A 13,546-nucleotide genomic window follows, 5' to 3' on the forward strand; every position below is an offset into this window, starting at 1 on the left:
ATTACATGAAAGGTCCAAGTATCGTAGTTAAAGGTGCAAGAGCACATAACTTAAAAGATATCGATATTGAGTTACCAAAGAACAAACTTATAGTGATGACTGGTCTCTCTGGGTCGGGAAAATCATCACTTGCATTTGACACAATATATGCTGAAGGACAACGTCGCTATGTAGAATCGTTAAGTGCCTACGCACGACAATTTTTAGGACAAATGGATAAGCCAGATGTTGATACCATTGAAGGACTATCACCTGCAATTTCAATTGACCAAAAAACGACAAGTAAAAACCCGCGTTCTACAGTAGCTACTGTGACTGAAATATATGATTACATTCGATTATTATATGCACGTGTGGGGAAAGCATTTTGTCCATATCATGGAATCGAAATTGAATCGCAAACCGTCCAGCAAATGGTAGATCGTATATTAGAATTAGAAGAAAGAACTAAAATTCAAATTTTAGCTCCTTTAGTTTCACATAGAAAAGGGAGCCATGAAAAATTAATTGAAGATATTGGCAAAAAGGGATATGTCAGATTACGTGTCAATGGTGAAGTGGTCGATGTAAACGAGGTTCCTGCACTAGATAAAAATAAAAATCATACTATTGAAGTAGTTGTAGATCGTTTAGTTGTAAAATCAGGAATAGAAACAAGATTAGCAGATTCAATAGAAACAAGTTTAGAGCTAGGTGAAGGAAACCTTACTGTTGATGTCATTGGTGGAGAAGATCTCAAATTCTCTGAAAATCATGCTTGTCCAATTTGTGGATTTTCTATAGGTGAATTAGAACCTAGAATGTTTAGTTTTAATAGCCCATTCGGTGCTTGTCCAACATGTGATGGATTAGGTCAAAGACTTACAGTAGATCTAGATTTGGTTGTTCCTGATACTAATAAAACTTTAAATGAAGGTGCGATTGAACCCTGGGAGCCTACAAGTTCCGACTTTTATCCAACATTATTAAAACGAGTATGTGAAGTTTATAAAATTAATATGGATAAGCCATATAAAAAATTGACTGATAGACAAAAAGATATTCTTATGAATGGGTCAGGCGACAAAGAAATTGAGTTTTCATTTCATAGTCGAAATGGAGGCACACGTCGTAGAAAAATGAAATTTGAAGGCGTAGTCCCTAATATAGATCGACGTTATCACGAATCACCATCAGAATATACACGTGAAATGATGAGTAGATATATGACTGAACTTCCATGTGAAACATGTCACGGTAAACGTTTAAGTAAAGAAGCACTTTCAGTATATGTTGGTGGATACAATATTGGCGAAGTTGTAGAATATTCAATTAAAAATGCACTCAAATTTTATGAGAATATAGAGTTATCAGAGCAAGACAAAGCGATTGCTAAACAAATTTTAATTGAGATTATTTCAAGATTAACATTTTTAAATAATGTAGGCCTTGATTATTTAACACTGAATCGTTCTTCAGGAACATTATCAGGTGGAGAAGCACAACGTATTCGTCTTGCTACTCAAATTGGATCACGATTGACAGGTGTGCTTTATGTATTAGACGAACCTTCTATCGGGTTACATCAACGCGATAATGATCGTTTAATCAATACATTAAAAGAGATGAGAGATTTAGGTAACACACTCATTGTCGTTGAACATGATGATGATACGATGAGAGCAGCAGATTACCTTGTTGATGTCGGACCTGGTGCAGGTAACCATGGCGGCGAAATTGTCTCAAGTGGGACTCCTAAAAAGGTAATGAAAGACAAGAAATCCTTAACAGGTCAATACTTGAGCGGTAAAAAACGTATTGACGTACCGGAACATCGCAGAGAAATCACGAATCGTAAAATATCAATAAAAGGTGCAAAAAGTAATAATTTAAAAGATGTTGATGTAGATATTCCATTGTCTGTAATGACGGTTGTAACAGGTGTTTCTGGATCAGGTAAAAGTTCATTAGTTAATGAAGTGTTATATAAATCATTAGCTCAAACAATTAATAATTCTAAAGTTAAACCTGGAGAGCATGAGGAAATTAAAGGTATTGATCAATTAGATAAGATTATAGATATTGATCAATCACCTATAGGAAGAACACCACGTTCTAACCCGGCGACATATACAGGTGTATTTGATGACATTAGAGATGTTTTTGCTCAAACGAATGAAGCTAAAATTAGAGGATATCAAAAAGGACGCTTTAGTTTTAATGTTAAAGGCGGTCGTTGTGAAGCTTGTAAAGGCGATGGCATCATTAAAATAGAAATGCACTTCTTACCAGATGTATATGTTCCATGCGAAGTGTGTGATGGCAAACGATACAATAGAGAAACTTTAGAAGTCACATATAAAGGGAAAAATATTGCAGATGTATTAGCAATGACAGTAGAAGAAGCGACTTATTTCTTTGAAAATATTCCTAAAATTCATAGAAAATTACAAACACTTGTAGATGTAGGATTAGGCTATATTACTTTAGGACAACAAGCAACCACACTTTCTGGTGGAGAAGCACAACGTGTGAAACTGGCTTCAGAATTACACAAACGTTCTACAGGACGCTCAATTTATATCTTAGATGAACCTACTACAGGTCTTCATGTTGACGATATCAGTCGATTATTAAAAGTATTAAATCGCCTTGTGGAAAATGGAGATACAGTGGTTATTATTGAACATAATTTAGATGTTATTAAAACAGCAGATTATATTATAGATTTAGGACCAGAAGGTGGCGAAGGTGGCGGTACTATCGTTGCAACTGGAACGCCAGAAGACATTGCAAGTGTGGGAGCTTCTTATACTGGTAAGTATTTAAAAACAGTGTTAGAACGTGATAAAGTGCGAGATGAATAAAATAGCATTTAATGTGCGATAGTGTTTTTTTAGAGTACAAATGAAGTAGAATATCATTTTACTGATTTTGAAAAAAGGAGTAGAAAAATCATTTTCTACTCCTTTTTTATATAACATATTGTTATATTTTTGATATGATAAGAGATGAATTAATTCAAGGGAATTTTGAGGTGAACTCATGTTAACGACAGATAGATTGGTTAAAGTATTAAAACTGAAGCTATTTACTGGAGAAAAAGGATTAAATAAAACGATTAAAAACATTGATATTTCTAGACCTGGTTTAGAAATGGCAGGTTATTTTTCTCATTATGCAGCAAATCGTATTCAATTATTAGGTACCACTGAATTATCATTTTACAATTTATTACCAGATGAAGAAAGACGGGGACGAATGAGAAAATTATGTCGTCCTGAAACGCCAGCAATTATTGTGACAAGAGGATTAGAGCCACCTCAAGAACTGATTGAAGCGGCTCAAGAAATGGATACACCTTTGATTGTTTCTAAAGATGCTACAACAAGTTTAATGAGTCGATTAACGACATTTTTAGAACATGAGTTAGCTAAAACGACCTCTCTACACGGTGTTTTAGTAGACGTATATGGTGTAGGAGTATTAATTACAGGAGACTCTGGCATCGGGAAAAGTGAAACAGCATTAGAATTAGTAAAGCGAGGTCATCGTTTAGTAGCAGACGATAATGTTGAAATCCGTGAAATTACGAAAGACGAATTGGTTGGTACACCACCTAAGTTAATTGAACATTTATTAGAAATACGTGGACTAGGAATTATCAATGTCATGACTTTATTTGGAGCGGGGTCAATTCTAACCCAAAAACAAATACGGTTAAATATAAATCTTGAAAATTGGGATAAGAATAAATTATATGATCGCGTTGGATTAAATGAAGAAACATTAAAGATTTTAGATACAGAAATAACTAAAAAAACAATCCCTGTAAGACCAGGAAGAAACGTTGCTGTTATTATAGAAGTAGCTGCAATGAATTATCGTTTAAATATCATGGGTATTAATACAGCTGAAGAATTTAATCAACGTTTGAATGAAGAAATTATCAAGAATGGGAATCAGAATGAAGGGAAATAGTATATGCTTTTTAATTTGAATTATATCAATCCTACTGCTATCAATATAGGTCCTTTATCGATAAAATGGTATGGAATTATTATTGCAGTAGGAATATTAATAGGATATTTTATTGCTCAAGAAAGCTTGAAATCTATAGGATTACATAAAGATACATTAGTAGATATTATCTTTTATTGTGCAATTTTCGGATTTCTAGTTGCAAGAATTTATTTTGTTATATTTCAATGGCCTTATTATATGGAAAATCCATCAGAAATACCTAAAATTTGGCATGGCGGGATAGCTATTCACGGTGGATTAATAGGTGGCTTTATTACTGGAATTATTCTATGTAAATTGAAAAATCTTAATCCTTTTCAAATTGGAGACATTGTTGCGCCAAGTATTATATTAGCTCAAGGTATAGGGCGATGGGGCAATTTTATGAATCATGAAGCTCATGGTGGACCGGTATCAAGAACATTTCTAGAAAGCATGCATATTCCAGAATTTATTATTCGAAATATGTATATTGAAGGTGTATACTATCATCCTACTTTTTTATATGAATCTATTTGGGATATACTTGGATTTATTATATTAATTACCCTTAGAAAGCATCTACGTGTTGGAGAAACATTTTCATTATACCTCATTTGGTATTCAATAGGACGCTTCTTTATTGAAGGATTAAGAACAGACAGTTTAATGTTAACAAGTCATATTCGCGTAGCTCAACTTGTTTCAGTTATTTTAATGATTATGGGTATTATTTTAATTATCTATCGTCGAATCAAACATCAACCAGTTATTTATAAAAATGCTGGACCATTAACTTGGAATTCAAGAGTGAAGGTAAAATAATGAGACGATTAACTATTATTAATACACAGTCGATGAATCCCTTATGGCGCATTTACCAATTTGTTCGTTTTTCTAAAGTGTTAAAAAATACAGTAATAATAGAAATAAGTCGCTTTATTCCTTTTTTAAATGTAAAACGTTATATTTATATTCATTTCTTGAAGATGTCAATTGGGGAACGAACTGCATTTGCCTATAAGGTAATGCCTGATATTTTTCATCCCCAGTTAATATCTATTGGCAGTAATACTGTTATTGGTTATAATACAACAATATTAACGCATGAAATTTTAGTAAATGAGTATCGTTATGGACGAGTGGACATTGGTTCTCATACTTTAATTGGAGCAAATGTGACCATTTTACCTGGGGTGAAAATCGGTCATAACGTTATAATTAAAGCAGGTACTATCGTCTCTAAAGATGTTCCCGATGATACTATTGCTTTTGGAAACCCCATGCAAATTCATAATAAATAAGAAAGTGGTGACAAAGCATGGCACGAAAGGAACAAAAAATTATTCCAATGACTTTTGATGAGAATTTTTATCGAAAGATGGCAGATCAAAAATATAAACAGAGAGATTATAGAAAAGCAGCTGAATATTATAGAAATGTGCTAGATTTGTCACCTGAAGATTTTGATATAAGACTTAAGTATGCCGATTGTTTAAATGAATTGAATTTGAATAAAAAAGCAGAAAAAATGTTTTATGAAAGCATTATAAATGATCATAATGTAGCAGAAAGTTATTATCAATTGAGTCAACTGAATATTAAACTTAACGAGCCAAACAAGGCCTTCTTGTTTGGTATTAATTATGTAGTTTTATCAAATGATGATTCTTTTAGAGAAGAATTAGAAAAAATGTTCGAAGTTTCTTATATTGAAGAAAATAAAATTGAAATGGAAGCACAATTATTTGCAGTTCAATTATTATTTCAATATTTATTCGCTCAAGGACGTTTACAAGAAGCACGAACGTATATTTTAAAACAAAACGATGATATTCAGTCGCATCGCGTTATTAGAAATTTACTAGCAATGTGTTATCTTTATTTGAGTGAATATGAGATTGCTAAAGAATTATTCGAAACATTGCTTGCTGAAGATAACTCGGATGTACATGCACTCTGTCATTATACATTGCTATTATATAATACTAATGAAACAGAGAAGTATCACAAATATATAAAAATATTAAATAAAGTGATGCCGATGAACGAAGATGAAAGTTTTAAGTTAGGTATTGTACTAAGTTATCTCAAACAGTACAAAGCGTCTCAACAACTTTTATTACCTTTATATAAAAAGGGTAAGTTTGTTTCAATTCAAATGTTTAATGCTTTAAGCTATAACTATTATTACTTAGGAAATAAAAAACAAAGTAAATTATTTTGGGATAAATTATTGCAAATTTCTGAAGTAGATGTTGGATATGCCCCATGGGTATTAGAAGAAAGTAAATATACATTTGAACAAAAAATATTACCTTTATTATTAGATGATGACAGTCATTATCGATTATATGGCGTATTTTTATTAAATCAGTTAAACGGAAAAGAAATACTAATGACTGAAGACATTTGGTCAGTATTGGAAAACATGAATGACTATGAAAAGTTATATTTAACTTACTTAGTTCAAGGATTACATTTAAATAAGCTTGATTTTATTCATAAAGGATTAAAGAAAATGTATGACGTTGAAGAACTATCGTTTGATACAGAATTATTTGTCAGTTGGATTGATAAAGGAGAAGCTTTAATCGTTGAAGGCGTTAATTTTAAAGAGTTAAATAGATATATTGCGGCACATGTTTATTTATATTACCGTTATCATAAAAAGCGTATAACTAAAAAGAAAATCATTGAAATTTTTAATACTACAAGATATAAATTAGATAACGCAATTGATAAATTATTGAGCATATAAATTTATGAAAAGCAAATAATACTATATAATGCGCGTATTAATATAAACGTAGGAGGTATAAAAATGAACGAAGTAGATTTTGATGTTGCGATAATTGGGGCTGGACCAGCTGGAATGACTGCTGCAGTTTATGCATCACGTGCAAATCTAAATACAGTGATGATTGAACGTGGTATGCCTGGAGGACAAATGGCAAATACGGAAGAAGTTGAAAATTTTCCAGGGTTTGAAATGATTACAGGTCCAGATTTATCAACAAAAATGTTTGAACATGCGAAAAAATTTGGTGCTTCTTATCAATATGGAGATATCAAATCAATTGAAGATAATGGCGATCACAAAGTGATTAATCTAGGAAATAAAACTATAACAGCTAGAGCAGTGATTATTTCAACAGGTGCAGAATATAAAAAAATTGGTGTTCCTGGTGAACAAGAATTAGGTGGCCGTGGCGTAAGTTATTGTGCAGTATGTGATGGTGCATTCTTTAAAAACAAAAATATATTTGTTATTGGTGGAGGCGATTCAGCGGTAGAAGAGGGCGCATTCCTTACTAAATTCGCTGATAAAGTAACAATTGTTCACCGAAGAGACGAATTAAGAGCCCAAAAAATTCTACAAGATCGTGCATTTAAAAATGAAAAAATTGATTTTATTTGGAGTCACACTTTGAAATCAATTAATGAAAAAGATGGAAAAGTTGGATCTGTAACGTTAGTTTCAACAAAAGATGCGTCTGAACAAACGTTAGATGCAGACGGTGTATTTATTTATATTGGGATGAAACCTTTAACAGCACCATTTAATAACTTAGGTATTACAAATGATATGGGTTATATTATTACAAAAGATGATATGACTACTTCTGTACCAGGGATTTTTGCAGCTGGAGACGTGAGAGATAAAGGATTACGTCAAATCGTAACTGCTACAGGTGATGGTAGTATTGCTGCACAAAGTGCAATTGATTATATCGAAGAATTAAAAGATAAAGAAGAAGCTTAAGGGATTAATTAAAGCTAGAATAATCACTTCTGATAGAAGTATTATTACTAGCTTTTTTCTTAGCAGTAAAGTCGATACAAATTGTTAGCAAGGTAAAAATATATGCTATGATGTTATATAAATACATGTATGCTTAAATGGATGGTGCTTAGAATGGTTAATCAAATAAATGATGAAATGAGCAAAAGTGAACTATTAGTTGTTACAGGATTGTCTGGCGCTGGTAAATCATTAGTTATTCAATGTTTAGAAGATATTGGCTTTTTCTGTGTAGATAATTTACCACCTATATTACTACCTAAACTTGTGGAGTTAATGGAGCAAGGTAACCCTTCACTTCAAAAAGTAGCAATTGCAATTGATTTAAGAGGAAAAGAGTTATTTAAATCACTTATAGATGAAATTGATGTAATTAAAACGAGAAATGATGTTATTGTAGATGTTATGTTTTTAGAAGCTACAACTGAAAAATTAATTTCTAGATATAAAGAATCACGTAGAGCGCACCCTTTAAATCAAAATGGTCAAATGTCTTTAATTGATTCAATTCTAGAAGAACAACAATTACTTTCAAATATTAGATCAATAGCGAATTATATTATTGATACTACAGAGTTAAAGCCTAAAGAATTAAAAGAAAGAATCAAACGTCATTTCGCCGATGAAAAAATGAATTCATTTAGTATTAATGTAACTAGTTTTGGATTTAAACATGGTATTCAGAAAGATGCTGATTTAGTATTCGATGTACGCTTTTTGCCTAATCCATATTATGTTGAAGACTTGAGACCGATGACTGGAGAAGATGAAGCAGTTTATAATTATGTGATGAAATGGAAAGAAACTGAAACTTTCTTTGAAAAACTAATGGATTTACTTATTTTTATGATTCCAGGCTATAAAAAAGAGGGTAAATCACAACTGGTTATAGCAATAGGTTGTACTGGCGGACAACATCGCTCTGTAGCCTTAGCTAAACGTATCGGAGAAGAGTTAAATGATATATTTGATTATAATGTGTATGTTCATCATAGAGATGCACATATTGAAAGTGGCGTGAAGAAATGAAACAGTTGAAAGTAGTACTAATCGGAGGAGGCACAGGACTCTCAGTACTAGCTAGAGGGTTACGAGAATATCCAATAGATATTACTGCTATTGTTACAGTTGCAGATGATGGTGGTAGTACAGGTAAAATTAGAGATGAAATGTCTATTCCTGCTCCAGGAGATATTAGAAATGTCATTGCAGCGCTAAGTGATGCAGAACCAATTCTAGAAGAATTATTTCAGTATCGTTTTGAAGAACATCAAATTGAAGGTCACTCATTAGGTAATTTATTACTTGCAGCACTTACAAATATAAAAAATGACTTTGGTCATGCAGTGAAAGAATTAAGTAAAATTTTAAACATTAAAGGAAAAGTGATTCCATCTACTAATACTAATGTTATGTTAAATGCTGTTTTAGAAGATGGTGAGATTGTTAAAGGTGAATCTAAAATACCTAAAAAAAATAAAAAAATTCGACGTGTCTATTTAGAACCATCTAATGTAGAACCCATGCAGGAAGCCGTTGATGCTTTACAAGAAGCGGATTTAATTGTTCTAGGTCCTGGTTCACTGTATACAAGTGTAATTTCAAATTTGTGTATTGAAGGTATTTCTAAAGCAATCATAAGTTCACAAGCACCGAAATTATACATTTCTAATATTATGACTCAACCAGGAGAAACAAATGATTATGATGTCTACGATCATGTTAAAGCTATTCATCAACATGCTGGTGAACCATTTATTGATTATGTTATTTGTAGTAATGATGCATTTGATGAACAGATTCTTCAACGATATAAAGAACGTAATGCTCATCCTGTAAGTACGAATAAAATAAAATTAACAGAAAATCATATTAAAATGATTACTTCTAAAAATCTTGTAGAAATTTATGACCATGTCTTTGTTCGTCATAATACAAAGGTACTTGCTAAACTTGTATATGATTTAGCACTTGAATTAACAAGTACAATTCAATTTAAACCTAAAAAATAAATTTTAATGAATTTAAAAATAATTTGATATAGAGTGTTATATATTTTGAGATGTTAATTACATATAATAATGATGATGAGAAAAGGAGGGAGCATCAATGAGTTTTGCATCAGATATGAAAAATGAATTGACCCGCATTGAAGTCGATGAAAGTAATGCTAAAGCTGAACTTAGCGCTTTGATTCGGATGAACGGTGCACTCAGTTTATCTAATCAACAATTTGTAATTAATGTTCAAACTGAAAATGCGACTACGGCTCGAAGAATATATTCATTAATTAAGCGTATTTTTAATGTCGAAGTAGAAATTTTAGTACGAAAAAAAATGAAATTAAAAAAGAATAATATCTACATTTGTCGAACTAAAGTACGTGCTAAAGAAATACTTGATAAATTAGGTATTTTAAAAAATGGTATTTTCGTTCATGACATTGATGCGAGTATAATTAAAGATGATGAAATGCGTAGAAGCTATTTAAGAGGGGCATTTTTAGCGGGTGGATCAGTAAATAATCCAGAAACCTCTTCCTACCATTTAGAAATTTTTTCTCAATATGAAGGACATGCTGAGGGATTAACTAAACTAATGAACAGTTATGGACTGAATGCTAAGCATTTAGAACGAAAAAAAGGAAGTATTTCTTATTTGAAAGAAGCGGAGAAAATTTCTGAGTTTTTAAGTTTGATAGGGGGGTACCAAGCACTATTAAAATTTGAAGATGTAAGAATAGTGAGAGATATGAGAAACTCTGTCAATAGATTAGTAAATTGTGAAACAGCTAATTTAAATAAAACTGTGAGTGCAGCTATGAAACAAGTACAAAGCATTCAATTAATTGATGAAGAAATAGGTTTAGATAATTTACCTGATCGTTTAAGAGAGATTGCAAAATTACGAGTAGAACATCAAGAAATTTCTTTGAAAGAATTAGGAGAAATGATATCAAATGGGCCTATTTCTAAATCAGGAGTAAATCATCGCTTACGAAAATTAAATGAACTCGCTGATAAAATTAGAAATGGAGAAAAAGTTGAATTGTAAAATAAAATGTATTTTAAAAAATAGGATAAAACATCAATATAACGTTTCATCCTATTTTTTAATAATCATTAGTCCCCTCGAGAGGAATCGAACCTCTATCTTAAGAACCGGAATCTTACGTGCTATCCATTACACTACGAGGAGTATAATATAAAAACTAATTTCTGTACTAAATATATAATTAACAGTACAATTTGAATATATGAATAGTGTATAAAATTATAAAAAGCCACGTCAAATAAATATAAAGGTATTATTTTTGACCATTTTTGACTTTTGTTGTAAAATAAATATAACAGTTAATTACAAGGAGGAAATATAATGAATTTAATTCCTACAGTTATAGAAACAACAAATCGCGGTGAACGCGCCTATGATATTTATTCTCGTCTATTAAAAGACCGCATTATTATGTTAGGCTCAGCAATTGATGATAATGTTGCAAATTCAATTGTATCACAATTATTATTCTTACAAGCTCAAGACTCTGAAAAAGATATTTATTTATACATCAATTCTCCAGGTGGTAGTGTAACAGCAGGATTTGCTATTTACGATACAATTCAACACATTAAACCAGATGTACAAACAATTTGTATTGGTATGGCTGCATCAATGGGATCATTCTTATTAGCAGCTGGTACAAAAGGTAAACGTTTTGCCTTACCAAACGCTGAAGTTATGATTCATCAACCATTAGGTGGCGCTCAAGGTCAAGCGACTGAAATTGAAATTGCTGCTAACCATATCTTAAAAACACGTGAAAAATTGAATCGTATTTTAGCTGAACGTACAGGTCAAAGTATTGAAAGAATTCAAAAAGATACTGATCGTGATAACTTCTTAACTGCTGATGAAGCAAAAGAATATGGTTTAATTGATCATGTAATGCAACCTGAAGATATGTAAATAGAATTGTTTAACATGTAAAAAAGGAAGAGCATTGATGCTCTTCCTTTTTTTATGGTTTTTTAGTTTTTAATAAATAATGTATAGCTACAAACCCTAATAATAATCCTATAATAATAAAGAAAAAAGATAAAAGTACCATAATAATACTCTTTTCGAAAGCAAAGATACCATTTAAAATTAAAAATACACTAGCGATAAGTAGTAAGATATACGTTAACTTGTTGTCATTCATTACTAAATCTCCAAATATTATTCGTTAATTAAGTCTTCAAGTGCAACTTTTAAATTATTATATCTAAAATTAAACCCTAATGCTTCTAATTTATTAGGTAAGACTTTTTGAGTATCGAGAACTACTGTCGACATTTCTCCTAGTACAGCACGCATAATGAATGATGGCACCCATGTTTCATGTGGTTTATGCATCGTACGTCCAAGCGTATAACCAAATAAATTTTGACGTTCAGGAATTGGAGAAGCCATATTAAATGGACCTTTTGCATTTGATTCGTCAATTGTAAATAAAATCGCACGCACTAAGTCATCTATGTGAATCCAAGAATACCATTGACGGCCAGAACCTAATTTGCCGCCTACGTAGAATTTATATGGTAGTTTCATCGTTTGAAGTGCGCCACCTTCAGAAGACAAAATCATACTAAATCTTCCCAATACAACACGTGTACCAAAATTTTCGAAACGACGAGCAAATCGTTCCCATTGATAAACAACATCTGACAGGAAATCAAAAGGAAGTGTTTGATATTGTTCTGTATAAGTTCGATGTAAACTTGGAGGATAATAACTCAAAGCACTGGCATTAAAAAGCACTTCAGGTTTATGTTGACGTTGCTCAAATAAATGAACTAAAGATTCAGTCGATTGAATACGACTTGTCATAATCGTTTGTTTGTAAGAGGATGTCCAACGTTTATTTAATGTAGCTCCTGCTAAATTAATAACTATATCAATATCTGGTACTTGATTTTCCCATCCTTTTTTAGACCAGTTAACATACGTAATCTTAGGCTCATCACTTTGTTTATCACTACGAGTTAAAATTGTAATATGAGCCTCTCTTTTTTTAATTTCATTTACTAAATGACTACCTACCATTCCAGTTCCACCAGTAATTAAAAATTGTTTCATTTACTAACACCTCATTTTTTATAAAGAAAATAAATTTTTTTAATGACAATGTAGAGAAAGATGCTCAAAAAGCATTCAAGATTTATTCAATAATATGTCATTAACTTTAGAAAATACGGTCATTAAATTACCTAAATTTAGCTATAATATAAGTGTAGATTTGCCATAGAGAATAGTAGAATATTTAAAAGTATGTTTATACCTTTAATATACTAATATACAAAACAAAAGTCATTTTAATTTCTTTCTATTCTCTTTCAAGTATCTATTATATTACTTTATAAATAAGATTAAGAATAATATGATTATAGGAATTAAAATGCCAATAAATATATCAAATTTTGAGTTTTTACTTTCATCAAAATCATCATTACTTAACATCATAGATTTAATTTTATTGCTTGAATGATGTTTGAATAATGTGTTAAAAGTATCTTTTTTCATTTTGTCACTCCAAAATTTACATCATATTGATAGTGTAGTTATTTATATATGATGTTATCATATATAATTGAATGAGTATTTCATTTATATATGTACTTAAGTGTTTTTTTATTTTTTTAAAAGGAAATAATGTAAAATAGATTGCTATATTAAAGGATGAATAGATAATTAAGAAGTGAGGGAGTCCATGTCAAAAAAAAA

General features: G+C 31.1%; 13 protein-coding genes and 1 tRNA gene. 10 read left to right on the forward strand and 4 right to left on the reverse strand.

Translation table 11 applies throughout. The features are described 5' to 3' along the window. The first annotated feature begins 5 nt into the window (after positions 1 to 5). From uvrA to whiA, 9 genes are all read left to right on the forward strand, one after another. Positions 6 to 2,846 carry an excinuclease ABC subunit UvrA gene (gene uvrA / locus HMPREF2930_RS05170; protein WP_017175920.1) on the forward strand — a complete coding sequence of 947 codons (2,841 nt, stop codon included), beginning with the start codon at positions 6 to 8 and terminating at the stop codon, positions 2,844 to 2,846. Positions 2,847 to 3,024: 178 nt separating this feature from the next. After that, positions 3,025 to 3,960 (forward strand): HPr(Ser) kinase/phosphatase, encoded by a 936-nt coding sequence (gene hprK, locus HMPREF2930_RS05175; protein WP_017175919.1) that lies wholly within the window; start codon positions 3,025 to 3,027, stop codon positions 3,958 to 3,960. A 3-nt stretch (positions 3,961 to 3,963) separates the two neighbouring features. Continuing rightward, positions 3,964 to 4,806 carry a prolipoprotein diacylglyceryl transferase gene (gene lgt, locus HMPREF2930_RS05180; protein WP_017175918.1) on the forward strand — a complete coding sequence of 281 codons (843 nt, stop codon included), beginning with the start codon at positions 3,964 to 3,966 and terminating at the stop codon, positions 4,804 to 4,806. After that, on the forward strand, positions 4,806 to 5,285 hold the full coding sequence (locus HMPREF2930_RS05185) for an acyltransferase (protein ID WP_017175917.1): 480 nt from the start codon (positions 4,806 to 4,808) through the stop codon (positions 5,283 to 5,285). Before lgt ends, HMPREF2930_RS05185 begins: the two co-directional genes overlap by 1 nt. A 17-nt stretch (positions 5,286 to 5,302) precedes the next feature. Further along, positions 5,303 to 6,742, forward strand: coding sequence for a tetratricopeptide repeat protein (locus HMPREF2930_RS05190; protein WP_017175916.1), 1,440 nt, complete (start codon positions 5,303 to 5,305; stop codon positions 6,740 to 6,742). 63 nt (positions 6,743 to 6,805) lie between these two features. Then, positions 6,806 to 7,747 (forward strand): thioredoxin-disulfide reductase, encoded by a 942-nt coding sequence (gene trxB / locus HMPREF2930_RS05195; protein ID WP_017175915.1) that lies wholly within the window; start codon positions 6,806 to 6,808, stop codon positions 7,745 to 7,747. A 153-nt stretch (positions 7,748 to 7,900) separates the two neighbouring features. Then, a complete protein-coding gene (gene rapZ / locus HMPREF2930_RS05200; protein WP_017175914.1) occupies positions 7,901 to 8,815 on the forward strand; it encodes an RNase adapter RapZ in 915 nt (304 codons plus the stop codon). Next, entirely contained in the window at positions 8,812 to 9,798 is a 987-nt protein-coding gene (gene yvcK / locus HMPREF2930_RS05205) for a gluconeogenesis factor YvcK family protein (RefSeq protein ID WP_017175913.1), read from the forward strand. The genes rapZ and yvcK overlap by 4 nt, the downstream gene beginning before the upstream one ends. A gap of 97 nt (positions 9,799 to 9,895) precedes the next feature. Further along, complete coding sequence (gene whiA / locus HMPREF2930_RS05210) at positions 9,896 to 10,840, forward strand: DNA-binding protein WhiA (protein ID WP_017175912.1); 945 nt, start codon at positions 9,896 to 9,898, stop codon at positions 10,838 to 10,840. A gap of 72 nt (positions 10,841 to 10,912) precedes the next feature. Here the strand turns inward: whiA and HMPREF2930_RS05215 are convergent. After that, positions 10,913 to 10,984: transfer RNA gene (locus HMPREF2930_RS05215), tRNA-Arg, on the reverse strand. A gap of 177 nt (positions 10,985 to 11,161) precedes the next feature. Here HMPREF2930_RS05215 and clpP point away from each other — a divergent pair. Next, positions 11,162 to 11,749: an ATP-dependent Clp endopeptidase proteolytic subunit ClpP gene (gene clpP / locus HMPREF2930_RS05220; RefSeq protein ID WP_017175911.1), complete on the forward strand. Its 588-nt coding sequence runs from the start codon at positions 11,162 to 11,164 to the stop codon at positions 11,747 to 11,749. A 52-nt stretch (positions 11,750 to 11,801) separates the two neighbouring features. Here clpP and HMPREF2930_RS05225 read toward each other — a convergent pair whose 3' ends face one another. The 3 genes from HMPREF2930_RS05225 to HMPREF2930_RS11535 all read right to left on the reverse strand — a co-directional run bounded on the left by HMPREF2930_RS05225 (position 11,802) and on the right by HMPREF2930_RS11535 (position 13,345). Continuing rightward, the gene (locus HMPREF2930_RS05225; RefSeq protein WP_002448125.1) at positions 11,802 to 11,984 is read right to left on the reverse strand and encodes a hypothetical protein; all 183 of its coding nucleotides are present in this window, start codon (positions 11,982 to 11,984) and stop codon (positions 11,802 to 11,804) included. Positions 11,985 to 12,001: 17 nt separating this feature from the next. Continuing rightward, entirely contained in the window at positions 12,002 to 12,901 is a 900-nt protein-coding gene (locus HMPREF2930_RS05230; RefSeq protein ID WP_017175910.1) for a TIGR01777 family oxidoreductase, read from the reverse strand. 273 nt (positions 12,902 to 13,174) lie between these two features. Then, positions 13,175 to 13,345, reverse strand: a complete 171-nt coding sequence (locus HMPREF2930_RS11535; protein ID WP_002448117.1) for a hypothetical protein — start codon at positions 13,343 to 13,345, stop codon at positions 13,175 to 13,177. Positions 13,346 to 13,546 lie beyond the last annotated feature (201 nt).

The organism is Staphylococcus sp. HMSC068C09 (genome assembly GCF_001813735.1).
GTDB classification, from domain to species: Bacteria; Bacillota; Bacilli; order Staphylococcales; family Staphylococcaceae; genus Staphylococcus; species Staphylococcus hominis.